Source organism: Brucella sp. RRSP16 (assembly GCF_052246815.1).
Taxonomy (GTDB): Bacteria; Pseudomonadota; Alphaproteobacteria; order Rhizobiales; family Rhizobiaceae; genus Brucella; species Brucella intermedia.
This window is the reverse complement of sequence record NZ_JBQQAM010000002.1, coordinates 24,355-48,503: the sequence shown is the minus strand read 5'-3', so window position 1 is coordinate 48,503 and position 24,149 is coordinate 24,355. Positions and strand designations below refer to the sequence as shown.

Here is a 24,149-nt window from a genome sequence, read left to right as displayed (position 1 = left end):
AAGCGGGCGGCTGGCATGCCCGCCACGCAAATTCAGAAGTTGGCTGCCGATTATAGGCAAAAAGGAATAACCAAGCCTTATCAAGGGCAAGCGGTCGAAAACAGCATTGCACAGCGATCGCGGCGTTAAGATGACAGACGGCAAAATGTTCGGGGCAATAGTGCGTGAAAAGCCCGGAACTGCGGACTTTCCCTCTCGTTTAAGAAAAGATTTACGATTTCAATCACTTGGCGTTAACTGCATATTTACCCTGCCCGGTAACCATAAGGACAAGTTTTTGCGTCCACAGGTAATCGAGTATCCCATGTCTCTTGTACGTCTTGCGCATGAGTTGCCCATCGAGGCTCCGCGTACCGCCTGGCTTGACTCCATCATCAAAGGTGATTGCGTCGCTGCTCTGGAACGCCTGCCGGATCATTCCGTGGACGTGATTTTCGCCGATCCGCCATATAACCTCCAGCTTGGCGGCGATCTGCATCGTCCCGACCAGTCGATGGTGAGTGCGGTTGACGATCATTGGGACCAGTTCGAAAGCTTCCAGGCCTATGACGCGTTCACACGCGCCTGGCTTATGGCTTGCCGCCGCGTCTTGAAGCCGAATGGCACCATCTGGGTCATCGGTTCCTACCACAATATTTTCCGCGTCGGCTCGCAGTTGCAGGACCTGGGCTTTTGGCTCCTGAACGACATCATCTGGCGCAAGACGAATCCGATGCCGAATTTCCGCGGCCGTCGCTTCCAGAACGCCCATGAAACGCTGATCTGGGCCTCGCGGGACCAGAAGGGCAAGGGTTACACCTTCAACTATGAAGCGATGAAGGCCGCCAATGACGATGTGCAGATGCGCTCGGACTGGCTGTTCCCGATCTGCACCGGTTCGGAACGCCTCAAGGACGAAAACGGCGACAAGGTTCACCCGACCCAGAAGCCGGAAGCGCTGCTTGCCCGCATCATGATGGCGTCCAGTAAGCCCGGTGACGTCATTCTCGATCCGTTCTTCGGTTCCGGCACGACCGGCGCCGTTGCAAAGCGTCTTGGACGCCATTTCGTCGGCATCGAGCGCGAACAAAGCTATATCGATGCGGCAACGGCGCGCATTGACGCCGTTGAACCGCTCGGCAAGGCCGAACTCACCGTGATGACCGGCAAGCGGGCCGAACCGCGTGTGGCGTTCACCAGCGTTATAGAAGCCGGTCTTCTTCGCCCTGGCACGGTGCTTTCCGATGAACGCCGCCGTTTTGCTGCCATTGTACGGGCCGATGGTACGCTTGCCGCCAATGGCGAAGCCGGTTCAATCCATCGCATCGGTGCGAAGGTCCAGGGCTTTGATGCCTGCAATGGTTGGACTTTCTGGCACTACGAGGAAAACGGCACGCTGAAACCAATTGACGCTTTGCGCAAGGTCATCCGCGACCAGATGGCGGCTGCAGGCGCTTAGAGCATTTCCAGCAAAAGTGTGAAACGGTTTTGCGTTGGATAATGCGATAAAACAAATGGTTAGAACGGTTCCGGCGATTCTGTCAGAACAGGAACCGCTCTAGAACGCGTTTCGAACTGCCTGCCCGGCGCTCTTATTCTTATCGGACGGCCTCCAGCATAGTCTGATAGTGAGGCGCCCGAAGCATAGGCTGCGGGCGTCTTCGCTGTTTTCGTCTGACGGGGAATTCCGGGTCAGAAATCGAGATCCAGTGCTTTCAAGTCAGCGGCCAGCTTGTTCGCGCCGGTAAAATGCACGGCCTGCCAGCCAGCCTGCCTGGCACCGTCCACATTGTGCATCGTGTCATCGATGAAAAGTGTAGCTGCCGGGTCGAGATCGAATGATGCAACGTGATGATCGTAGATTTCCCGGTCCGGTTTAAGCATGCGGATGTCGCCTGAGACCGTAACGCCCCGGCTTTCAGTCAGAAATGGAAACCGCCCCTGCGCTTCCCGGAAAGTATCGGACGCAAAATTCGTCAGCATGGTGACGTCGTGGCCGTTCCCGATGAGACCGCGCAGAATTTCGACACTGTTCTCATAAGCGTGCGGCACCATGCGGTTCCAGTTTTGCCGGAACGCGCGGATGTGATCGCTTTTCTCCGGGTATGCATCGATCAGCAACGCCTCAGCCTCATGCCAAGTTCTCCCGCGATCCTGTTCGATATTCCATGCGCCGGTGCAGATATTCTCCAGGAACCAACGCCGTTCCGACGCATCGGGAATAATATCGAGATAGGCGAGTTCGGGATCGTAATGGATAAGAACCCTGCCGATGTCGAAGACGATGTGCCTGACGGGACTGCTCAACGGTTTTTCCTCTTCCCTTTGAAAGCTTCTGGTATGGCAGCGGTGATCGCCTTTTTCATGACTGTTGGCAATGCCTCGTCTGAAAGCTCGGTCGGGAGGGACCACCAACCGTCGCTGGATGCAGCCTTGCTGACATTTTCCGAACGATAGACGGAGAGACGCAGTTCGAAATGCGTGAAAACATGCGTAATCGAACCGGAAGCTGTCCATCGCGCGGGGAACGGAGCCGCATCGATAGTCGTATCGCCATCAATGCGAGCCGTCCATGGGCTGCCCGGAACTTCGGTCATCCCGGCGAGCAGTCCCACATCCCTCCGCTTGCGCAGGAAAACCGACCCATCGTCGGCAATGGCGATGAATGCCGCGCCCGTGCGAATTGGCTTCTCCGCTTTGGACGCCTTTACCGGAAACTCTTCCGGGTCACGGGATTTGAGCGCCATGCAATCGTCATTGAGCGGACAGATGGCACAAGCTGGACGCCGCGGCGTGCATATGGTTGCGCCCAGATCCATCATCGCCTGCGCAAAATCTCCCGGCCTGTCGATGGGAGTCAATTGCCCCATGAGCGCGCGGATTTCCGGTTTTGCTGCGGGCAGGGGCGTGTCGATTGTGTAAAGCCGTGAAATCACACGTTCCACATTGCCGTCCACAACTGCGACCGCTTCGCCAAAGGCGATTGCAGCGATTGCGGCCGAAGTATAGTCGCCGATGCCCGGCAGTTCCCTCAATGCTGCAGCGCTGCCAGGAAAGTTGCCGTCATGCTGCCGAACCACGGCGTCGGCGCATTTTTTCAAGTTGCGTGCACGCGAATAGTATCCAAGCCCGGCCCATGCTCGCAGAATATCGTCTTCACTCGCCCGCGCCATGGCCTGAACCGTGGGCCAGCGTTCGATGAACTTTACAAAGTAGGACTTGACCGCCTCGACTGTTGTCTGCTGAAGCATGATTTCGGACAGCCACACGCGATAGGGATCTGGCCTGATGCCGGAGGCCTGTTCGGATGGGCTGATGCGCCACGGCAAGACGCGGTGGTGCCGGTCATACCAGTGCAGAAGCTTTGTGCTTTGATTGGAAGTGGTGGAAGTCAGCATGAGAACGGCATCGGTTAACAATTGGGCGTTATTCTGACTAGAGCATTTTCAGCAAAAGTGCGAAGCGGTTTTGCGTGGAATAATGCCTGAAAGCAAAGAGATAGAACGGATGCGCTGTTCCGTTTCACGAGAGTCGCTCTAATGCCTTAATTTTACATTTCATAGAAACAATGCTGTGCATATTAATGGCTTAAGCATAGAAATCTGCCGTGGTCTCTAGGCATGCTCCCTTGGAAAGAAAATAAGTGAACCAGTCAGTACCTGTCTATGTCATCAATCTTGCGCGGTCCCGGGATCGCTGGGACAGGTTGAAGTCCAACGCCGATGCTCTTTCAATCGAACTCCGGCGCGTGGAAGCCGTCGAGGGAAAGCTGCTGTCATCGGAGGAACTGACGGATTTCGATGAGGCAGGGTTCCGTCGCCGGCACGGCAAAATCGCAATGCCGGCAGAAATTGGCTGTTACTTCAGTCACATACGAGCATTGGAAATCATAGCCGGTGCGCCGGAGCCTTTTGCCGTGATTGTGGAAGATGACATCGTTTTTACACCTGCGTTCAAACCCTTTCTAAGACATTTGACAAAGGCGGCAGGCTGGGACGCAGTGAAGCTTGTCAACCACCGAACCGCTGCTTTCCAGTCTTTCCAGCGTATTGATAGCCAGTTTTTAATTGGTCGCTGCTTGCATGGACCGCTGGGAAGTTCCGCGGCTTATGTCGTTACCCGTGAAGGCGCCTCGAAATTGCTCAAGGCGCTTCGCCCGATGCGGCTTCCTTATGATGTCGCACTGGAAAGAGGATGGGCTGGTGCTTATCAGATTTTTACAACCGACAAGCCGGTCGTCGAATTTTCGGACATGGCCACTTCTACTATCGCTCAGGGGCGCTCTGTTTACGCCAAAAAGCGTCTGCCGGCATACAAAAGGATAAGCACCCTTCTGTTTCGAGCGACAGACTATGTCAGACGAATCGCTTACTCTTTTGACCGGAAGAGCTTAAGAGAGGACAGAGTTTGAGTTTTTTTAAGAAGTCTTTTCTCCTGCGGCGTCGGATAGATTCTGGGGTACTGGCAGTCGCATCGGCGGCCATGCCCATTCGCGTCGGGCTCGGACCACTGATACTTTTCGTATTTTCTTGCATCGGTATTTATCTCGCCTGCGGACGTCATGCGACTACGCGCATGTTCGCCCGGAAGTTCTATTTATTCATAGTCTTATATGCTGGCTGGTCGTTGGGCCTTATCTTGTTTCGGGGCGAGCCTTTCAACGACAACCGGCAGATCGGCTACACGCTGCTGATCGCGATTTTTGCTTTTGCCGGTTCGGGAATGGTGCTTGTCCGGGACCCGCTCCGGGCCTATGTCCTTGGCGCGCGTGTTGGGACGCTGCTTGCCCTGATTATCGCGCTCTATCTTTCCGTGACCGACGGGGGGCGCATAGGTGTCGGCGGCAATCAGGCTGTCTTTGCATTCGTGGCCGGAGTAGCGGCGATATCCGCCGCCATTCCTTTGCGTAAGGCTTCGCGATATTTGCCGAACGGTCCGCAGTGGCTGGTATTGGGGTTCGCGGCGGTTCTGACGTCCGAAACCCGGGCAGTCATCGTGGTCTTGCCGATATTCGCAGCCGTGGAAACTGTCATCTTCCTGAAGCGTTTCAGTATCCGGCAGCAGGGAACTGCCTATGCGATACTGTTTGCAGCAATAGCTGCTCTCGTCGTGGTAGGCCCAGTAGGCAGCATCATTTCCAAACGTTTCTCCGGAATGATCGAATATTACGATACCGGACACGCCGCTGACTGGGAGGACAAGGTTTCGGCGGATATTCGCGAGGTCATGTGGAAGAGTGCGTCTAATGTTATCGCCGCCCATCCTCTCGCAGGTGTCGGTTCCTATTCAAAGATGGAGTATGTGAGGGCCGAGGCGGGCGACAAGGCGTCGATGCTTGATGGCTTCCGCCATGTCCATAATACGGTGCTAGACGAGTTGCTGAATGACGGTATTGTCGGTCTCATCTTCATGGCCTGTGCGTTTATCTCCATCTTCGTCTATTTGTGGCGAACAGCCGATAGCTGGGCAATGCGACGAGCCTTGATCTACTTTGCCCTCGTGTGCGGCAGCTATGGCATGCTGCACAATCCGTTGTTGCATGAAGTGACGATATCCTCGACCATGTTCTTCCTCGCGGCGCTCAACGCGGCTGCATCGAGGCGCATCATGGCGGCACGCCGCGCCGGGCTCACCTCATATGTTTTGGGAAAGAAATCACCTGCATGAAAGCGATTGTAACGGGCGCTGCCGGGTTTATCGGTTTCCATACCGCGCAACGACTGCTGGATGAGGGCTGGCAGATCGTCGGCATCGACAATGTAAACGATTATTATCCGGTCGCGTTGAAGGAAACGCGGCTTTCGAAGCTTCACATGCGGGACGGGTTCCGGTTTGCGAAGGCGGATATTTCCGACGCCTCGGCACTCACCGCTGCAATCGGCTCCGACCGTGATGCGGATGTCATCGTGCATCTGGCTGCACAGGCAGGGGTACGCTATTCCATTGAGAACCCCTCGGCCTATATCTCGGCCAATGTTCAGGGACAGGTCACGGTTTTCGAAACCGCGCTGCGACTGGAGAAGCGGCCGCCGGTGGTCTATGCCAGTTCGTCGTCGGTCTATGGCGCAAACGAAAAGGTGCCGTTTTCCGAAGGCGATCCCGTCGATCATCCTGTATCGATCTATGCCGCAACAAAGCGCTCCGGTGAATTGCTGGCTTACTCTTATCGTCACGTGCATAAGCTCCACTCTGCCGGTTTGCGCTTCTTCACGGTCTACGGCCCCTATGGGCGTCCCGACATGGCGCCGTGGCTGTTCACCTCGGCGATCCTCAAGGGCGAGCCGATCCGCGTGTTCAACAATGGCGAGATGCAGCGGGATTTTACCTTCGTGGACGATATCGTCAGCGGGGTGGTCGGAGCGGTGCGACGCATAATCGACAAGCCGGAAGATACGGCGCCCGTCTATAATCTAGGCAACAACCGGCCGGTAATGCTCAACGATTTCATCGCGGCGATCGAGAAAGCGACCGGCAAGGAAGCGATCCGCAAGCTCGAACCCATGCCCGCCGCCGATGTGCCGCGCACCTATGCCGACATCACGCTTGCCGCCCGCGACCTTGGCTTCAGTCCGAAAACCACGCTCGATCAGGGTATTCCTTTGTTCGTGGAGTGGTTTCGCGGCTATAATGGAGCGCGATGAGCGAACAAACTTCCAGGCGCGGCTTCAGGCCGCTGGCAGATATGGCTTCGGGTCTGGTCGATCCGATGCTGCAGAAACGCGCCGGTATCAATCTCGCCTTGCTTCAGTCATGGGAAGACATCGTTGGTCCCGCCATCGGCGCAACCTCGCGCCCACTGCGCATTATCTGGCCACGCCGTCTCCATGAGGACGACCCGTTTTCTCCTGCAACACTGATTATTGCCTGTGAAGGGTTCGCCGCTCTTCAGGTCCAGCATGAGACCGGAGAAATCATCAGCCGTATCAATGGATTTCTCGGTTTCTCCGCGGTCGGGCGCATTCGCATCGAGCAGAAACCGCCGCTTATTCCGGCCAAGCGACGGGTGAAGCGTCTGGCGCCGCTCGGGCCTGCGGATGAGCGCCGTATCGACAAAGCGACGGACGCTATCGAAGACGATGCGCTTCGCGCAGCGCTCGCCCGTCTCGGCAAGAACATTCTCGCAGAGAAGCGGACCTCTGGCCGAAAGGACGGCAAGGGCAATTGAATTCTACCGTCCGCCATAAATTTGATGCAAGCTTTCAGCAGTTTGTAAGAGGCGCCCCAGTTGATTGTCGCAAATATGAAGACAAAAAATGCAAGGTGCTGACTTTCATGTGAACGCTGCGGGTCTAGCGAAGTGCGACTTGCCGCTTTAGATTGTATGTCGAAGTCAACTATTGAAACAGGACTGGATGATTCGGATGCCTGCAGCGTTTAATCGCAGACACGTTATTTCTCTTGCCGGAGCGGCGGCTGCCGGTCTGGCTTTTGCCGGTGGCGCGAATGCGCAGCAGCGTAGTCCGGAAGGCACAGTCGATGCAGCCAAGATTGCCGAATCCGGCAAGCTCAAGGATATGGTCTACGGCAAGGCTGACGCGCCGGTTACCATCGTTGAATATGCATCGCTGACCTGCCCGCATTGCGCCGATTTCACGATCAACACCTTCCCGAAAATCAAGGAAAAATATATCGATACGGGCAAGGCACGGCTCATCTTCCGTGAGTTCCCGTTCGATCCGCGCGCGACTGCCGCTTTCATGCTGGCGCGCTGCGCACCGGAAGACCGGTACTTCCCGATGGTCGACGTTTTCTTCAAGCAGCAGCAGCAATGGGCGACAGCCGAAGACGGCGAAGCCGCTCTCCTGCAAATTGCAAAACTTGCCGGTTTTACACAGGAGTCGTTCAAGGCTTGCTTGACGAACCAGCAACTTCTCGATGATGTGAGAGCCACGATGGAGCGTGGATCGAAGGATTTCGGTGTGAATGCAACGCCGACGTTCTTCATTAACGGACAAAAATACGCTGGAGCGCTTTCGGTTGACGAAATGTCGGCAATCATCGACAAGCTTCTCTGATCCGTTTTTCAGATCGAAAAGCGGGCGCTCCCTTGCGCCCGCTTTTTGCGTTTCTGGGATGATAGCGGGAGGCGTTTGCTGATGCGCTTCTCCAAGCTTCGTCTTGTCGGCTTCAAATCCTTCGTCGAGCCCATGGAGTTTGTCATCGAAGGCGGGCTGACCGGTGTCGTCGGTCCGAACGGATGCGGCAAATCCAATCTGGTCGAAGCGCTGCGCTGGGTGATGGGCGAAAACTCATACAAGAACATGCGCGCTTCCGGCATGGACGATGTGATCTTCTCGGGCTCCGCCACGCGGCCCGCGCGCAATACGGCGGAGGTCACGCTCTTCCTCGACAATTCGGACCGCAGCGCGCCGGCGAGCTATAATGATGCGGATGAGTTGCAGGTTTCCCGCCGCATCGAACGCGAATCCGGCTCGGTTTACCGCATCAACGGCAAGGAAGCGCGCGCCAAGGATGTGCAGCTTCTCTTCGCGGACCAGTCGACAGGTGCTCGTTCGCCGTCGATGGTCGGGCAGGGCCGTATCGGTGAGCTGATTCAGGCAAAGCCGCAGGCCCGTCGCGCGCTTCTCGAAGAAGCCGCTGGCATTTCAGGACTGCATACGCGCCGCCATGAGGCCGAACTGCGCCTTCGTGCCGCCGAAACCAATCTGGAGCGTCTGGATGACGTGGTGGGCGAACTGGGCAGCCAGATCGAAAGTCTAAAGCGTCAGGCCCGTCAGGCAAATCGCTTCAAGGCCCTTTCCGCAGATATCCGCCGGGCAGAAGCCGCACTCCTGCATCTGCGCTGGTCACAGGCAAAGATGCAGGAAGGCGAGGCGCAAAGCGCACTGGCGCAGGCGACCTCAGCCGTTGGCGACATGGCGCAGGCGCAGATGAACGCTGCAAAGGCACAGGCAGTCGGCGCGCACAAGCTGCCCGAACTGCGTGAGGCCGAGGCCAGGGCCGCGGCTGCGTTGCAGCGCCTCTCCATTGCCCGGACCCAACTGGACGAGGAAGGCGAGCGTCTTCGTGCTCGCCGGGCAGAGTTGATAAAGCGCCTCGAGCAGCTTTCCGCCGATATAGCGCGCGAAGAAGAAATGATGCGCGAGAACGCCGATATTCTGGCGCGGCTCGATGAAGAGGAGCAGGAACTGATCGCTTCAGCCGAGGAATCCGGCGAACGCGATCAGGAATTGCATGCGTTGTTCCAGGAAGCGGAAATTCGCTTGCAGGACAGCGAGAATGCATTGTCCCGCGTGACCGCTGAGCGTGCAGAAGCGGCTGCGGAACGTGTGCAGATCGAGCGGGCCCTGAAGGAAACCCGTGACCGTCGCGACCGCCTGGCCGTTCAGATGGAGGCGATCGAGCGCGACATCGCTTCGGTTGCGGAGCAGATCGGCGGCTTGTTCGATCCGGCGGAAAAGCGCATCGTGGTCGACCGTTGCGCGGAAGCGCTGGCGACGGCGGAAGAAATGGTCGCCAGCACGGAAGAGCTTGTTGCTAACGCACGTGAGGCGGAAGCCGCCAGCCGCCAGCCTTTGAGCGAAGCCCGCACTGAACTGAACCGTATCGAAACGGAAGCGCAGACGCTGGCCCGCATTCTGAATGCCGGTGAAACGGGGCAATTCCCGCCAGTGGTGGAAGAACTGCGCGTTGAGAAGGGTTATGAAGTCGCACTCGGCGCAGCACTTGGCGAAGATCTCGATGCGGCCAGCGATGAACATGCACCGGTCTATTGGGCTTACAATCCTGCCGCCAATGCCGATCCCGCTTTGCCGGAGGGCGTGACGCCGCTTGATCGGCTGGTGGAAGGGCCGCAGCAGTTGCGCCGCAGGCTGGCACAGGTTGGCGTTGTTTCGGATAGTGATGGCAAGCGCCTGCAAGCCTTGTTACAACCGGGCCAGCGGCTGGTGAGCAAGGCGGGCGCGCTCTGGCGTTGGGACGGTTATACGGCGAGCGCTGATGCGCCAACGCCGGCGGCCCAGCGGCTGGCGCAGAAAAACCGGCTGGCGGAACTCGAACAGGAAGCGGTTGCAGCCCGCAAGCGTGCCGAGCAGGCCGAACAGGACGTGCAGCGTACCGAGGCGGGCCTTCGCGAGGCCATTGAGCAGGAGCGTGTCGCCCGCGATCAATGGCGCGCGAACCAGCGCAAGCTTGACGAAGCGCGCGAAGCCCTGGCTGCCGCCGAACGCGCCGCAGGTCAGCTTGCGACACGCCGTGTGGGTCTGGAAGACAGCAAGGCGCATCTCACTGAAAATCTCGAAGAAGCGCAAATGCGCGTCGCGGAAGCCGAAGATCGGCTTGGCGAAATGCCGGATATCGATGCGATTGGCGAACGGCTCGCCGCATTGAGCAGCGAGGTCATGGCAGATCGCGCGGCGCTGGCTGAGGCGCGGGCGGCCCTTGAAGGCCTGCGGCGCGAGGCCGATGCCCGTAAGCGGCGGCTGGAAATGATTGCGCTGGAGCGCCGCAACTGGAAATCCCGCGCGGAGAATGCCGGCCGCCATATAGAGGCATTGAATGATCGTCGGGCGGAAACGGCGGATGAAGCCGAGGCGCTTGCGGAAGCGCCTGACGAGATCGAGAGCCGTCGCCGGGCGCTGTTGAACGAGCTTTCGCAGGCTGATGCCCTTCGCAAGCAGGCGGGCGATATTCTGGCCGAGGCAGAGGCCGCGCAGGCGGAACTCGACAAGACGGCCACTCTTGCCATCCAGCAACTGGCGGCGAGCCGCGAACAGCGTGCGCGGGCCGAAGAACGGCTTGCGGCGGCGGAAGAGCGGCGCAAGGATGCGGAAGCCCGCATCGCGGAAGCCTTGAACTGTTCTCCGCATGAGGCTATTCGCCAGACTGGCTTGAGGCCAGACGAAGCCTTGCCCGATCCCGATCAACTTGAACGTCAGCTCGAGCGGTTGAAGATCGAGCGCGAGCGGCTTGGCGCGGTCAATCTGCGCGCTGATGAAGAGCAGCAGGAACTGTCCGGACGTCTGGGCATCATCGTCTCCGAGCGTGAGGACGTGATTGAGGCGATAAAGAAACTGCGCCAGGCAATCCAGAGCCTCAACCGTGAGGGACGCGAACGCCTGCTGGCTGCGTTCGACGTGGTGAATGTGCAGTTCCAGCGTCTGTTCACGCATCTGTTTGGCGGCGGCACGGCTGAACTGCAATTGATCGAAAGCGACGATCCGCTGGAAGCCGGCTTGGAAATTCTGGCCCGCCCGCCTGGCAAGAAGCCGCAGACCATGACACTGCTTTCCGGCGGCGAGCAGGCACTGACGGCCATGGCGCTCATCTTTGCTGTGTTCCTCACCAATCCGGCACCGATCTGCGTACTCGATGAAGTGGACGCACCGCTGGATGACCATAATGTGGAGCGTTACTGCAATCTGATGGATGAAATGGCGGCTTCGACCGAAACGCGCTTCGTGGTCATCACGCATAATCCGATCACTATGGCGCGCATGAACCGTCTCTTCGGCGTGACGATGGGTGAGCAGGGCGTGAGTCAGCTTGTTTCTGTGGACTTGCAGACGGCGGAACGGCTGCGCGAAGCGGGATGACGATCATAAAATCTTCAGAGCTAACAGCATGGGCGACAATTTCGGCCGCGTAAATCACTGGATGGTGTAATGTCCTAGCGCCACTAATATCCGTCAGGCTGCCATTGCTGACGGAAACGTTGATCGGTCGCGACGGCACGGGCCGGAGACATCATCAGATCGGCAATCTGAGCTTGAATATCGGGAAACGGCTCGCGCGCAAGGGCGATATCCGTGCGGCGCGGAACGGCGTCGTCGCTGAGCTGATCTGAAGAGTACCATCGAGACAAAAATTGTAAGATTGGTCTGGATGGCGCAGACGATTGACTGGGCGTTTCTGGAAAAGCACTTCGGGGAAGTTTACAAGGATGGTGGTGGCCTGCGCCCTGACGCGGCTGATGGCAGGACCTGCAATCCTCAAGCACACCTTCAACCTGTCGGATGAGGCCGTCTGCGCCCGTTACCTCGACAGTCCTTATTTCCGTGTGCCTTGAGCTGGCGTTTGTATGTGCCGGCGCAACTGTGTTGAAGTTGGGAGTGGGCCTCCCGAAGCCGACCTGCAGGCGCCGGCTTCAAACCACTCCATGCTGCTTCGTTTCAAGAGACGTGGTGATGAGCGATGGAGAAAAGGCGGTGCGCGACGCCTTTAGGTGTGTGGCGAGAAGATGAGCGAAAGCGAACCGCTGACGACATATCGAAATGGGCTCAGACTCAGTCAAACCAGAACAAGGTTATCTTTGAGCAGGACGCAGAGGGTGGGATCGAACATCGGACCTGAACCTGGACGTCGGTCTCCTGATAGATGCACTTGCGGGTCGTCTGTCGGAAGAAAGTTCGAAAGCCCGTTTGCCAGAGTTCGCCGATGCAGTACGTGATCCGATGTGCGAGGAGGTCGCGCAGAGGAATGGACAGCCGCATGAGAGGTAGTTGTTACCCGCGGGGGGGGCAATCATCTGCGCGCATCCACGCTCGATGCGGCACGAAGTTTGAGGAGACCTGTACCATGGCCAAAATTGAGTATTTCATGCACCGGGGACGGTGACTGTGGTTTAAGAGGCTTTGCTTGACCCAACGAGGCTTGAGCTCAATGCTTCTCAAGAATGATAGCTCGTCGTGGATAGTGTATTCACTTATAGGCCAACAGCCTTGCGCAGAGCCTCATTCATGCGGCTCTGCCAACCTTTGCCAGTAGCCTTGAAGCGTTGAACCACATCCTGATCGAGCCGGATCGTAACCGGTGTCTTGGGGTCGTCGATACGCGGTCGGCCCCGAATGGCCTTCTCCATCTTGGCGGCCATTTCCGGGAGGGCTTCTTTGAAGGGTTTTGCCTTGGCAAGTTGTTCATCGGTGGCTTCTGGCGCATCAGGATCACTTGCGATCATCTTCTGGATTGCTGCCTCTTCTTCCTGAGTGAGAGGGCGCTTAGAGGAAAATTTGATACCCATCATAGCTTCCTTTCCTTTTGGCTTGCTGGACGCATGGAGATAACGGAGAGGGCTTCCGAACCAATCGGCTTGAAGACGACGACGATAATGATCTGACCGTTGAATTCGCCGATTGCCATCAAGCGATCTGCCTTGGTAGGGAAGACCTTGGCCGACAAGAAGAATTCTAAATGCAAGTCAGCGAAGTCCAAGCCGTGCTTGGCAATTTTGGTTTGTCGCTTCGGTTCGTCCCATATGATCTTCATAAAATGTATGTACAATAATTCGTATGGTAGCACAACAATAATCGTACATACAAATAATAATTTTTGTACGTAAGATTGAAGGTGCGAGAAAGTCACTCGCGCCCATCGGCTTCGCGGATGCCGCACCCCAGTTCCGGGTGACGCTTGTAAAGTTCTCTGAGAATGCCAACAGGTCGCAAGCCGGGTGCGGCTTGCAGCATGGGACGACTTCTTCATCGAAGATGCCTTCCAACGGATCGGGGCGACGGCGTTCGTGTTTGGTCTTCTTCTCGCTCGGTAAACGAGGGTCCGCTTCAATCCGATATCCGCTCGAGGGACTGAAGCCTGATTTGGCTGCGGCGATAGGAACGTTGTGCTTCTCGCGATTTTGCATGTAAAGCCTGTACCGTTGATCGTTGATGTGTCTGCCGGGCATGCAATCTTCCTTTGTTGAAGAAAGAAGAAATGCACCCAACACATCGCAATCACCAGACGGCGTGAACCTCAGCGGGTTCGCGCCGTCGCCACGAACGCCCCTTCGGTCGGGCTACGCCCTCCCTACGGGCCGTTCGTGGCGACACTCGCACTTAGATTGACGCTAACTCCAGGTTGATTGACGCGCCATAGATGCGGCCATACCCGGGGCCAGCACGATCCTGCGTCCCGGCATCCAGCGGCTCATGCGCGATGCGCAGCATGGCGAGTTCAACATTCTCTTGGCCGAGGCGCTGGACCGGATCAGCCGCGATCAGGCAGATGTTGCGCACCTCTACAAGCATCTGAAATTTGCAGGCGTCACCATCGTCACGCTGGCCGAGGGAGAGATCACGGAACTGCATGTCGGGCTGAAAGGCACGATGGACTTGCGGGTTTCACTAATTCACGGACACCTTTTTCAGTAATATGCGGACAGCCATTACGGTAATTCGCGGACAGCGATTTCAGTAATGTGCGGACAGTTCGCGCGCGTTTTTGCAGGTGCCGATTGCGCATGATTTTCTTCCTGTTTTCACCAGGAGGAACGATGCCAAGACGGAAGCAAGCAAAGCGTATTACGATGGAGGGCTTGTGAGGCAGGAAGGCGGGCCTGCGCTGACAGGCAGCGCCAGCCGCGACGAGCCATGCAGACGCAGTGCATTGCCGAGTGAAGGGGAACCGATTCATGACCCGTGCCGCCCTCTATGCCCGCTATTCGTCCGACAATCAGCGGAAGCCTGCGCTCCCGCTTCGGTCGCGTGCTGCTCTTCGATCCGACCAATACGAAGTCGGCGGCCTATAATCCACTGCTCGAGGTGCGGAAAGGCGAATGGGAAGCCAGGGATGTGCAGAACGTTGCCGATGTGCTGGTGGATCCCGAAGGCTCGCTGGAGAAGCGGGAATCACTGGGAGAAGGCATACCACTCGCTGCTGGTCGGCGCGATCCTGCACGTCCTCTATGCCGAAAAGGACAAGACGCCCGCCGGCGTTGCCGCCTTCCTCTCCGATCCGCGCCGGCCGATCGAGTCGGCGCTATCCGCCATGATGACCACCCCGTACGTCGGCGAGAAAGGCCCGCATCCCGTCATTGCCAGCGCCGCCCGCGAACTGCTCAATAAATCCGATAACGAACGCTCCGGCGTGCTCTCCACCGCGATGAGCTTCCTCGCTAATCTCCTTATACAGGGTCAAGCGCCCTAAATTGACATCCAGCCTGGAACCTATCAGCTTCTCCCAACAATATAGAAATCATCGGGCGCTTGCGCCGCTCACAAAGCATTCATGCCATCTCCTTTCAATCCGGTCGAACCGAACGGGGCCGCTATTCAGCGGCCTCCCGGATCGTCCCGACGATCCATTCATTCAGGCTCTTGCCCGATGCTGCTGCGGCAACGACTGCGGCGGCATGGTCGTCAGGCGTGAGGCGGACATTGAACTTGCCAGAGAACTTCCGACGCGGCTCGATGCCCTTCTCCCGGCACATTTCGAGATACACGGCCAGCGACTTGCGGCCTTCCTCAATCAGATCGTGGACGCTCTCGGCATAGAAGTCGGCCCCACCATTCAGGCCGACAAACTCGCCGCGCAGCATCTGAATCTCGGGATCGAAAGCGATGACTGCCTTCTCACCATTGATTTCAACGACATTGTTCATGGCTTTACTCCGTGTTCGTCCAGCCATTTACGGATGCTGGCAACCGCACCTTTGTCCGTATCCGGTGACGGATGCGGGCGATGAAAGACGCCCACTTCGCAGAACAGGAACACGCCGACGCGCGAACCTTCCCGCTCGCTGACTTCCGCCCCGAGAACTACAAACAGCGCCTCTATGTCCGCCCAGCGGATCGAACCGTTGACTGGGCGGGCGAAGATCAGTTCCAGCGTGGCTCTGTGACGCTTTTTTATGGAGTATCCAGTATCATTTTTTAGTACCGTTTTCAAGCTCGATTTTGGCTCCCGAATCGGGCGATCCAGCGTCGGGGCCGAACATTTCATCGAACAGGTCGCCGTACCATCGCTCGAACACCTCGATCTCGGTTTCCGTGACCGGAACGGGATCGGGCCAGTCGTCGGTCACGGTCCATGTGGTGAGGGCGTGTTTCGGCGGCCTGCCGGAGAATGGCCACGGGTAAATGTGACGGCTTGCCAAAACGTGATGCAAAATCTTCCAACCGCGCCTCCAATCAAAGCGCATAGATTCCACCGTTCGCACAATGGCTAAAGCTTATCTGACTTCGCTGCTCTGCAACTGTTGTGAACTGATGTGAAAAAGATTTTCAAATTGAAATATTTCTGATAACACTATTTTCATAAAGATAAAAACAAACGGGAACCATGTGAATCTGTCAACTTTGATCGGGTCGTGCCGGGGTAGTCTGACCTCAAACCAGCAGAAGATCGCAGATTTTGTGCTCGCCAATCCATTCGCGGTCGCGACAATGGGTATTGAGGAGCTTGCACAGGCAACCTCTACCTCGTCGGCAACGATTACCCGTTTTGTGCGGGCGCTCGGATTGGGGAGCTTTACAGATTTCAGAGGGCTCGCGGTGCAAGGCTATCAGTCATTGCTGCGCCCCGTGGAAAATGTCGACCGCGCCCGTCACATCCCGCCCGGAAAAATTGCGGAGGACTCCTTCCAGAGTGCGGCGGAAAGCCTGCGGCAGGTTATGAGTGAAGCCGGGAATACCGCATGGGAGGGCGTTGCCGCCCAGATGATGCACGCGCCGCGTGTTGCCTTTCTCGGTTTTGGCGTCAGTGCGAACATGCTGCAATATCTCGCTGATAAATCGATCCTTTCTACCCAGTCGCAGATCATGCTGAACGGGGCAGGCGGGCTTGAACGTGTTGCCCAGAAAGTGCTTCGGCTGGGGCCTGGAGATCTTGTGATAGCGATGGCCTTGCCACGCTATTCACAGGCAACCGTTGATTTTCTGAAACTCGCGAGGGGCAGGGGAGCCTATTGCATTGCCGTAACCGATGGCCCTGCCTCGCCGCTGTGTTCACTCAGCCATGAGCAGATTTTTGTGCCTGCGAGCCACCCCGTTTTGCACAGTTCGACGATTGGGGCACTCGCTGCCTTCGAAGCGATCATTGCCGTGCTGACGGCACATCATCAGAGCGTCTCGGATGCCGTCTCCGTAACGCGCTCTCTCATGCCCTATCTTTATGCGGAGGATGAAGATCTGCCGCAGTCCAAATCGAGGACCACGGATGTCAGTGAAACCGAATAAGCCGGTAGAAGCACCGATCGTACGCGTTGAAAATGTCAGTGTTGATTTCAAGGGCGATGATGGCACGTTTCGTGCGGTCAGGAATTTGTCGTTCGAGATCCGACCGGGTGAAACGCTGGCAGTTGTGGGCGAATCCGGATCCGGTAAATCTGTCACCTCTCTTGCGATCATGCGCCTTGTGGAATTCGGTGGCGGCAAGATTACGGAAGGCGCTATCGAATTTACCAACCGCGATGGAGTTACACACGACCTTACCAGATTCGCGCTTGATGAGATGGAAGGTATTCGCGGCAACGATATCGCGATGATTTTCCAGGAGCCGATGACCTCTCTCAACCCGGTTTTTACTGTTGGCGAGCAGATTGCCGAAGCGGTGCGTTTGCATCAGAAATGTTCTTCTGCTGAAGCACGGGCTGAAGCACTGCGCATGTTGGAAAAGGTTCGTATTCCCGATGCCAGGCGCATACTTGACCGTCATCCGCACCAGTTGTCGGGTGGCATGCGTCAGCGTGTCATGATTGCCATGGCTCTTTCTTGCCGGCCGCGCCTGCTGATTGCCGATGAGCCTACCACGGCTCTGGACGTCACCATTCAGGCGCAGATTCTGCGTCTCATCCGCTTGCTGCAGGAAGAGATGGGCATGGCCGTACTCTTCATCACTCACGATATGGGCGTTGTGGCGGAAGTCGCAGACAAGGTACTTGTTATGCGTAGCGGCGAGAAAGTGGAAGAAGGCACAGTAGAAACCATTTTTGCTGCACCGCAACACTCTTATACCCGCGCGTTGCTTGCCGCAGTGCCACGTCTTGGAGCCCTTAACGGTGAAAACCTTCCGCGTCGTTTTCCTCTATTGAAAGCAGATGACAGCGGCTCGGACAGTTTTGCCGAGTATCCTCCGCAAGACACGATCAAATCACCTGACCCGGTATTGCAGGTGCGTGATCTGGTGACACGGTTCGATATCAGGAACGGGCTCTTCTCGAAACTCACTGGTCGCGTGCATGCTGTGGAACAGGTCAGTTTCAGTTTGCACCAGGGTGAAACACTGGCGCTGGTCGGTGAATCGGGTTGTGGCAAGTCAACGACCGGACGCACAATTATGATGCTTCAGGAAGCCACTTCTGGAGCGGTCCTCTACAATGGCAAGGATATTTTCAAACTTGGAAGAGCGGAAAAGCAATCCATTCGCCGCAAGATCCAATACGTCTTTCAGGACCCGTTCGCATCCCTCGATCCGCGCCTGACTGTAGGCTTTTCAATTGCGGAACCGTTAATCACCCACGGACTCGCAAAAGGGGCGGAAATTCACGAGCGTGTAGTGGAATTGCTTCGGGATGTAGGTCTGCGGCCAGAACATGCACATCGTTATCCACATCAGTTCTCGGGCGGGCAACGTCAGCGCATCTGTATAGCGCGTGCTCTTGCGGGAGACCCCGATATTCTCATTACCGACGAGGCGGTTGCCGCGCTTGATGTCTCCATTCAGGCTCAGGTCATTAATCTGATGATGGAACTGCAGGAAAAACGCGGACTTTCCTACATATTCATCAGTCACGACATGGCGGTTGTTGAGCGGATATCCCATCGTGTGGCGGTGATGTATCTCGGGCAGATCGTTGAAATTGGTCCGCGGCGCCAGATTTTCGAGAATCCACAACATCCCTATACGCGACGGCTTCTCTCTGCGGTTCCAATTGCCGATCCCCAGCGACGTGAGCGCAGTCGCCCGCTTATCGAGGGGGAAATCCCAAGCCCGGTGCGTTCACCGGACGACATGCCGCTCGTCAGCTCTCTTATCGAGGTGGAGCCTGGCCATTTCGTAGCACGCCATCCCATCGGCGATTTTCATTGATCTTAGGAAGGAGTTGACAATGAAACTGAAGAACTTGCTGTTTTCGTCGGCGTTGGCCGCCGTGATGATGCTCCCGGGCGCGACGGCCTGGGCGAAATCCCTTACCGTTGCGGTACCAAATAACCTGACAGGTCTTGATCCAACGAACATCAATGACACGCTGTCGCAGACCTCGCTTCGTCTTATCTATCAGGGTCTTTTTGGCTTCGACAAGGATATGAAACTCATTCCTGTGCTGGCTGAAAGCTATGAAGCCAATGGCGAAGCGACCGAATTTACCATCAAGATTCGCAAAGGTATCAAGTTCCACGACGGCTCGGATTTCAATGCCGAAGCAGTCAAGGTCAATATCGAACGTCTTGCCAACCCAGACAACAAGCTTTCGCGCCGCAGCCTGGTCTCAATGGTCAAGGAAGTGCAGATTGTTGACGATGCTACAGTCAAATTGATCCTCAAGGAACCGTTTGGCGCGATGATCGCTTCGCTTGCTCATCCAGGTGCTATGATCATTTCACCGGCCGCGCTTGAAAAATATGGCAAGGAGATCGGACGCAATCCGGTCGGAACCGGCCCGTTCAAGTTCAAAAACTGGTCGGCAGATACGCTTGAAGTCGTGAAAAATGACAACTACTGGAAAGAGGGGCTTCCCAAGATCGATGGCGTTACGGTTCGTTCAGTGCCGGAATCGGGCGCGCGCTTTGCAATGCTCCAGACGGGTGAAGCCCAGTTTATCCCTTCCTTCCCTCCTGAACTGATGCAGGTCGCCGAAAAGAACCCGAATGTCGAGGTCGACAAAGATCCTTCTATCGTCGAGTGGTACGTCTCTCTCAATAATCTGAAAAAGCCTTTCGATGACGTTCGCGTCCGACACGCGCTCAATTACGCCGTAGACAAAAAAGCCTATTGCAAGATCGTCTATAACGACCTTTGCGAGCCGGCAGATTCGATCATTCCCAAGAACCTTGCATTCCATGTGCCGGTTGGCAACTACGAGTACAATCTCGACAAGGCCAAAGATTTGATGAAGGAAGCAGGCCTGGAGAGTGGTTTCGAAACGGAAATCTGGGCAAACTCCAATACGGAATCCATACGTGCGGTTCAGTTCATCCAGCAGCAACTGGCACAGATCAACGTGAAAGTGAACGTAATGCCGCTTGAGGCTGGCGTTGCTGCGCAGAAAATCTGGTCTGTCGAGAAGCCGGAGGATGCTGCCGTACAGATGTATTATGGCGGCTGGTCTGCTTCGACAGGTGATGCCGATTGGGGTATTCGTCCGCTGCTTTATGGCCAGAGCTTTCCGCCAGCAATGTTCAACGTTGCTTACTTCAAGGACGCAAAGGTCGATGCTGCCATCGAAGGTGCAATCAGCACGGCTGATCCGGCCAGGCGGGCAGAATTCTACGCGGACGCACAAAAGGCCGCCTGGGAAGGCGCGCCCTGGATATTCCTCGGTGTGAACCAGAACCTATCGGCCAAGACCAAGTCGCTTTCCGGCGTCTATATGCTTCCCGATCGTGGTTTCCTGCTCGAAGAAGCAGCATTTGCTGACTAACAGCTCGTGAAAAGAGCGCTGGCCTTTGGGGGCCGGCGCTACCTTTCCGAAAGGGAATTTATGTTTTCCTATCTCATCAAACGGCTTGTTGCCACCCTACCTGTCATCGTGCTGGTGATGGTTTGCGTTTTCGCCTTTGTGCATATGCTGCCAGGCGATCCCGCCCGCCTCGTGGCAGGGCCTGACGCCAGCCCGCAGGATGTTGCCGCAGTTCGTTCGTCGCTTGGGCTGGATAGACCGTTGCCGGAGCAATTCACGCGCTATATAGCGCGCGCAGCTCAGGGCGACTTCGGTGTTTCGCTGAAAACGCGTCGTTCGGTCACCGAGGAGATTGGCGAACGCCTGATGCCTACCGTCTGGCTCACCGTATTTGCAATGCTCTGGTCATCGCTTCTCGGTTTGCTCATTGGCGTGATTTCCGCAGTAAAACGGGGCAAATGGCCTGATTATGCCGGAATGATCGTTGCAGTATCCGGCATTTCATTTCCGCCATTCTGGCTGGGCCTGTTGCTGATCAATATCTTTTCGGTGAAACTTGGCTGGTTTCCGACCGGCGGGTACGGTACGTGGCAGCATTACGTGATGCCTTCATTCACCCTCGGGGTAGGAGTTGCAGCCGTGATGGCGCGCTTTACCCGCTCAGCGTTTATCGAAATTGCGCGGGAGGATTATGTTCGCACAGCACGTGCCAAAGGCGTGCCGGAGCGCAGGGTCATATGGAAACATGCGCTGCGCAACGCTTTGATCCCAATTATTACAATGGTCGGTCTGCAATTCGGCTTTCTGCTCGGTGGATCGATTGTGGTCGAAAGCGTTTTCACTTGGCCAGGTGTAGGAAGACTGCTGGTCGATTCCGTTTCCTATCGCGATTATCCCGTCATACAGGCATTGATCCTGCTGTTTTCGCTACAGTTCATCTTCATCAATTTGCTGGTTGACGTTCTTTATGCTTTTGTAAACCCGGAGATCCGCTACAAATGAGCACGACAACCGTTTTGGTGGAACCCTCCCAGAAAATGCGCAGACCATTAGCTGAATTCTGGCGGCGGTTCAAAAAGCAGAAGGTGGCCCTCGTGGCGCTCGTCTTCATCATTGCTTTGGTACTGGCGGCAATTCTGGCTCCCGTGCTCGCGCCCTACGATCCGAGTACACCCGACTATAATGCTGTTCTGCAAGGACCCAGTGCCGGGCATTGGGCAGGAACGGATGCCTACGGACGGGACATATTCAGCCGTATTATCTGGGGTGCGCGCATTTCGCTTGCCGTTGGCTTTCTTTCGGTGACGCTGGGTGCTCTTTTTGGTGTCACTCTGGGTATCGTTTCCGGGTTTTACGGCGGTTGGGTGGATTCGATTATCATGCGATTCTGCGATCTACTGCTTGCTTTCCCAGGCATTCTGCTTGCTATAGCTGTAATTGCTGTGCTCGGACCTGGTATTACCAATGTGATCTACGCAGTCGCAATCTTCTCTATTCCGGTTTTTGCCCGACTTGCGCGCGGTACGACGTTGCAGTTGAAGCGAACCGTCTATGTCGATGCATCGCGGGCCATCGGCGTGGCTGATCGCGTTATCATGCTTCGTCATATCTTGCCCGGCACCTTGCCAAACGTCATCGTCTATTTTTCGATGCGTATAGGCACCTCCATTCTGACAGCCGCTGCCTTGTCCTTCATCGGTCTCGGCGCACAACCGCCAAGTCCCGAATGGGGCGCCATGCTGGCTGATGGCCGGACCTATATGGGCGTAGCTGACCATTTGACGTTATTCCCCGGCATCGCAATTTTTGTCACCGTGCTGGGCTTCAATCTTTTTGGCGATGGCTTGCGCGACGCGCTCGATCCGAAGCTACGATCCGACTGAGGAGCGGTTGTTATGCGAATCTATATCTCCGCCGATATTGAGGGAGTTGCAGGTGTAGTTGCTCCAGCGCAAGGGCAGGCTGGTCATGCGGAATATGAGAAGGCGCGCATTCTCATGACCGAGGAAGTAAACGCCGTAATCGAGGGGTTGGTAGAAGCGGGCGCGACCGAAATCCTTGTCAACGACTCTCACGGGCCGATGACAAATATCCTGCCATCTCTGCTGCATCCGGCAGCCGATCTGCTTCTGGGCAAGCCTAAACCGATGAACATGGCCTGCGGTTTGACGGCTGAGTTCGATCTGTTCCTTATGGTCGGGCATCATTCCATGGCCGGCAAGGGTGGGGTGCTTGCTCACACCACAAACGGTTTTGCATTCCGGGAAGTCCGCATCAACAACTTGCCTTACGGGGAACCGGGTATTTACGGTGCTTATGCTGGAGAGCTTGGCGTTCCAGTTGGTCTGGTTTCCGGCGATGATTGCACGAGGGACGAGAATATTGGATTTTTCCCGGATGCTGAATTTATCGTTGTCAAACAATCTTTCGGTCACCGGGCTGCGCGACAGATATCCGTTCAGCGGGCGCGCGCTATGCTAAGGGAAGGGGCGATACGTGCAGTCCGAGAAGCTGGTAGTAAAAAAGCCTTCCGGCTCAATGGGCCATACAAGACAGAATTCTTGATGAGCAATGCGGCACTCGCCGATCAAATGGCAATACTCCCCCCAGCCAGACGGGTTGATGCCGTCACGGTGGGTTTTGATTGTGTGACAATGGCAGAGGTGGTCGGCTGGATGACGGCACTTTCCGCCATGAGTTTCGCGTTGCGCTGACGCGATTGGATAAAGCAGAACTCCTTCCACATTGAGGTTAGAATGTCTGAAACGATGCCGGTTATCGCGCTGCATGGTGGTGCGGGAACGATACTGAAATCTATTATGACGCCGGAGCGCGAAGCGGCCTATCATGCTGCCTTACGCGCCTGTCTCGAGGCGGGGCTAAATATTCTGCGCGAGGGTGGCACATCGCTCGATGCTGTAACGGCTTCGGTCATGGCATTGGAAGACGACCCGTTGTTCAACGCGGGACGTGGCGCGGTCTATACCACCGACAGCACGCACGAAATGGATGCGGCCATTATGAATGGATCGACACGTGAATGCGGCTCGATTTCAGGAATTTGCGGCCCGCGTCACCCCATACTTGCTGCACGCGCGGTGATGGAAACGACCGAGCATGTATTTCTAGCCGGGGATGGCGCCAGGCGTTTCTGTGAAAATGCCGGTCTTGAAATGCAAAGCCCGGAATGGTTCGGTACGGAACATCGGCTCCATGCCCTCAAGGTCGAAATGGACCGTCGCAAGAAGGGGCTTCCCGATGACGGCGATCCTGCTCGCAAGCACGGAACCGTCGGGGCGGTCGCGCTCGATCGCTTCGGTCATCTCGCTGCAGCAACTTCTACAGGTGGCATGACCGCCAAGACGCCCGGTCGCGTCGGTGATAGTCCCGTTATTGGCGCCGGAACCTGGGCGGACGATGCCACTGCGGCCATTTCGGCAACTGGACATGGCGAATATTTTATTCGCCGGGCGGTTGGACACGAGATAGATGCGCGTATGCGCTGGGCAGGGCAGGACTTGCACAAAGCAGCAGGCGACGTCGTGACCGAACTTGGTGAAATCGGCGGTTCAGGCGGGCTTGTGGCCGTGGACGCAAAGGGCAATATCTGCCTGCCCTTCAATAGCCCGGGCATGCATCGTGCATGGTGCGGTGTGGACGGTGTCGTTCATACCGGAATCTATCACCATTGATTTCGTATGCACACCCGTGTCAACGGCGGAATAAAATCAGGCCAAAGGGCGGTGTAAAAGTAGGCCGCTGGCGGCGTCGGCGATTTTGCGAGGGTTTCAGCCGGCCTTACTGGCTCGGCTTTGCGCGAGACGATAACTGTCGCCGTTCAGGGCGCCTCGAAGGCGCGTAACACCAGTGGAGGAAG

The 24,149-nt window shown here is 56.5% G+C and carries 22 protein-coding genes and 4 pseudogenes; 18 read left to right on the top strand and 8 right to left on the bottom strand.

What is annotated here, in order from left to right; genetic code table 11:
- Nucleotides 1-304: 304 nt before the first annotated feature.
- A complete protein-coding gene (locus tag ACS5UA_RS03390; RefSeq protein WP_112700985.1) occupies nucleotides 305-1,438 on the top strand; it encodes a site-specific DNA-methyltransferase in 1,134 nt (377 codons plus the stop codon).
- 233 nt (nucleotides 1,439-1,671) lie between these two features.
- On the opposite strand, the gene ACS5UA_RS03385 is transcribed toward ACS5UA_RS03390, so the two are convergent.
- Together ACS5UA_RS03385 and mutY are read right to left on the bottom strand one after the other, a co-directional pair.
- Nucleotides 1,672-2,286 carry an HAD family hydrolase gene (locus ACS5UA_RS03385; protein WP_443101160.1) on the bottom strand — a complete coding sequence of 205 codons (615 nt, stop codon included), beginning with the start codon at nucleotides 2,284-2,286 and terminating at the stop codon, nucleotides 1,672-1,674.
- Nucleotides 2,283-3,377 carry an A/G-specific adenine glycosylase gene (gene mutY / locus ACS5UA_RS03380; protein WP_443101159.1) on the bottom strand — a complete coding sequence of 365 codons (1,095 nt, stop codon included), beginning with the start codon at nucleotides 3,375-3,377 and terminating at the stop codon, nucleotides 2,283-2,285. The genes ACS5UA_RS03385 and mutY overlap by 4 nt, the downstream gene beginning before the upstream one ends.
- 245 nt (nucleotides 3,378-3,622) lie before the next feature.
- Here mutY and ACS5UA_RS03375 point away from each other — a divergent pair, with 245 nt between their 5' ends.
- From ACS5UA_RS03375 to ACS5UA_RS03340, 8 genes and pseudogenes are all read left to right on the top strand, one after another.
- Nucleotides 3,623-4,390: a glycosyltransferase family 25 protein gene (locus tag ACS5UA_RS03375; protein WP_443101158.1), complete on the top strand. Its 768-nt coding sequence runs from the start codon at nucleotides 3,623-3,625 to the stop codon at nucleotides 4,388-4,390.
- 215 nt (nucleotides 4,391-4,605) lie between these two features.
- Nucleotides 4,606-5,646, top strand: a complete 1,041-nt coding sequence (locus ACS5UA_RS03370) for an O-antigen ligase family protein (RefSeq protein WP_443101157.1) — start codon at nucleotides 4,606-4,608, stop codon at nucleotides 5,644-5,646.
- Complete coding sequence (locus ACS5UA_RS03365) at nucleotides 5,643-6,620, top strand: SDR family NAD(P)-dependent oxidoreductase (RefSeq protein ID WP_443101156.1); 978 nt, start codon at nucleotides 5,643-5,645, stop codon at nucleotides 6,618-6,620. Before ACS5UA_RS03370 ends, ACS5UA_RS03365 begins: the two co-directional genes overlap by 4 nt.
- On the top strand, nucleotides 6,617-7,144 hold the full coding sequence (locus ACS5UA_RS03360) for a DUF721 domain-containing protein (protein ID WP_443101155.1): 528 nt from the start codon (nucleotides 6,617-6,619) through the stop codon (nucleotides 7,142-7,144). Before ACS5UA_RS03365 ends, ACS5UA_RS03360 begins: the two co-directional genes overlap by 4 nt.
- A gap of 196 nt (nucleotides 7,145-7,340) precedes the next feature.
- Nucleotides 7,341-7,994, top strand: coding sequence for a DsbA family protein (locus ACS5UA_RS03355; RefSeq protein WP_443101154.1), 654 nt, complete (start codon nucleotides 7,341-7,343; stop codon nucleotides 7,992-7,994).
- 81 nt (nucleotides 7,995-8,075) lie between these two features.
- Nucleotides 8,076-11,534, top strand: coding sequence for a chromosome segregation protein SMC (smc, locus tag ACS5UA_RS03350; RefSeq protein ID WP_443101153.1), 3,459 nt, complete (start codon nucleotides 8,076-8,078; stop codon nucleotides 11,532-11,534).
- Nucleotides 11,535-11,638: 104 nt separating this feature from the next.
- Nucleotides 11,639-11,785 carry a hypothetical protein gene (locus tag ACS5UA_RS03345; RefSeq protein ID WP_158304318.1) on the top strand — a complete coding sequence of 49 codons (147 nt, stop codon included), beginning with the start codon at nucleotides 11,639-11,641 and terminating at the stop codon, nucleotides 11,783-11,785.
- Between the two features lie 29 nt (nucleotides 11,786-11,814).
- Nucleotides 11,815-11,998 (top strand): annotated as a pseudogene (locus ACS5UA_RS03340) (IS5/IS1182 family transposase); the annotation flags it as partial.
- A 645-nt stretch (nucleotides 11,999-12,643) separates the two neighbouring features.
- On the opposite strand, the gene ACS5UA_RS03335 reads toward ACS5UA_RS03340, so the two are convergent.
- The 3 genes and pseudogenes from ACS5UA_RS03335 to ACS5UA_RS03325 all read right to left on the bottom strand — a co-directional run.
- On the bottom strand, nucleotides 12,644-12,958 hold the full coding sequence (locus tag ACS5UA_RS03335; RefSeq protein WP_041545288.1) for a BrnA antitoxin family protein: 315 nt from the start codon (nucleotides 12,956-12,958) through the stop codon (nucleotides 12,644-12,646).
- Entirely contained in the window at nucleotides 12,958-13,203 is a 246-nt protein-coding gene (locus ACS5UA_RS03330; RefSeq protein WP_112700977.1) for a BrnT family toxin, read from the bottom strand. The genes ACS5UA_RS03335 and ACS5UA_RS03330 overlap by 1 nt, the downstream gene beginning before the upstream one ends.
- 113 nt (nucleotides 13,204-13,316) lie before the next feature.
- Nucleotides 13,317-13,618, bottom strand: a pseudogene (locus ACS5UA_RS03325) (IS21 family transposase); the annotation flags it as partial.
- 190 nt (nucleotides 13,619-13,808) lie between these two features.
- Between ACS5UA_RS03325 and ACS5UA_RS03320 the strand changes: the two are divergent.
- Both ACS5UA_RS03320 and ACS5UA_RS03315 read left to right on the top strand, forming a co-directional pair.
- A pseudogene (locus tag ACS5UA_RS03320) lies at nucleotides 13,809-14,045 on the top strand (recombinase family protein); the annotation flags it as partial.
- 354 nt (nucleotides 14,046-14,399) lie between these two features.
- Nucleotides 14,400-14,826 (top strand): annotated as a pseudogene (locus tag ACS5UA_RS03315) (type IV secretory system conjugative DNA transfer family protein); the annotation flags it as partial.
- A gap of 154 nt (nucleotides 14,827-14,980) precedes the next feature.
- Here ACS5UA_RS03315 and ACS5UA_RS03310 read toward each other — a convergent pair.
- Genes ACS5UA_RS03310 through ACS5UA_RS03300 form a run of 3 tightly spaced genes read right to left on the bottom strand, consistent with a single transcriptional unit; the run spans nucleotide 14,981 to nucleotide 15,808 of the window.
- A complete protein-coding gene (locus ACS5UA_RS03310; RefSeq protein WP_443101152.1) occupies nucleotides 14,981-15,313 on the bottom strand; it encodes a type II toxin-antitoxin system HicB family antitoxin in 333 nt (110 codons plus the stop codon).
- Nucleotides 15,310-15,600: a type II toxin-antitoxin system HicA family toxin gene (locus ACS5UA_RS03305; RefSeq protein WP_443101151.1), complete on the bottom strand. Its 291-nt coding sequence runs from the start codon at nucleotides 15,598-15,600 to the stop codon at nucleotides 15,310-15,312. Before ACS5UA_RS03305 ends, ACS5UA_RS03310 begins: the two co-directional genes overlap by 4 nt.
- On the bottom strand, nucleotides 15,578-15,808 hold the full coding sequence (locus tag ACS5UA_RS03300; protein WP_443101150.1) for a hypothetical protein: 231 nt from the start codon (nucleotides 15,806-15,808) through the stop codon (nucleotides 15,578-15,580). Before ACS5UA_RS03300 ends, ACS5UA_RS03305 begins: the two co-directional genes overlap by 23 nt.
- Nucleotides 15,809-15,995: 187 nt before the next feature.
- Here ACS5UA_RS03300 and ACS5UA_RS03295 point away from each other — a divergent pair, with 187 nt between their 5' ends.
- Genes ACS5UA_RS03295 through ACS5UA_RS03265 form a run of 7 tightly spaced genes read left to right on the top strand, consistent with a single transcriptional unit; the run spans nucleotide 15,996 to nucleotide 23,964 of the window.
- Nucleotides 15,996-16,889 carry a MurR/RpiR family transcriptional regulator gene (locus ACS5UA_RS03295; protein WP_443101149.1) on the top strand — a complete coding sequence of 298 codons (894 nt, stop codon included), beginning with the start codon at nucleotides 15,996-15,998 and terminating at the stop codon, nucleotides 16,887-16,889.
- Complete coding sequence (locus ACS5UA_RS03290; RefSeq protein WP_051917513.1) at nucleotides 16,870-18,741, top strand: dipeptide ABC transporter ATP-binding protein; 1,872 nt, start codon at nucleotides 16,870-16,872, stop codon at nucleotides 18,739-18,741. The genes ACS5UA_RS03295 and ACS5UA_RS03290 overlap by 20 nt, the downstream gene beginning before the upstream one ends.
- A gap of 19 nt (nucleotides 18,742-18,760) precedes the next feature.
- Nucleotides 18,761-20,293 carry a glutathione ABC transporter substrate-binding protein gene (locus ACS5UA_RS03285; RefSeq protein ID WP_443101148.1) on the top strand — a complete coding sequence of 511 codons (1,533 nt, stop codon included), beginning with the start codon at nucleotides 18,761-18,763 and terminating at the stop codon, nucleotides 20,291-20,293.
- Nucleotides 20,294-20,353: 60 nt separating this feature from the next.
- On the top strand, nucleotides 20,354-21,274 hold the full coding sequence (gene gsiC / locus ACS5UA_RS03280; protein WP_443101147.1) for a glutathione ABC transporter permease GsiC: 921 nt from the start codon (nucleotides 20,354-20,356) through the stop codon (nucleotides 21,272-21,274).
- Entirely contained in the window at nucleotides 21,271-22,155 is an 885-nt protein-coding gene (locus ACS5UA_RS03275) for an ABC transporter permease subunit (RefSeq protein WP_012090887.1), read from the top strand. The genes gsiC and ACS5UA_RS03275 overlap by 4 nt, the downstream gene beginning before the upstream one ends.
- Before the next feature lie 12 nt (nucleotides 22,156-22,167).
- A complete protein-coding gene (locus ACS5UA_RS03270) occupies nucleotides 22,168-22,986 on the top strand; it encodes a M55 family metallopeptidase (RefSeq protein WP_012090888.1) in 819 nt (272 codons plus the stop codon).
- Nucleotides 22,987-23,028: 42 nt separating this feature from the next.
- Nucleotides 23,029-23,964, top strand: a complete 936-nt coding sequence (locus ACS5UA_RS03265; protein WP_443101146.1) for an isoaspartyl peptidase/L-asparaginase family protein — start codon at nucleotides 23,029-23,031, stop codon at nucleotides 23,962-23,964.
- Nucleotides 23,965-24,149: the final 185 nt, after the last annotated feature.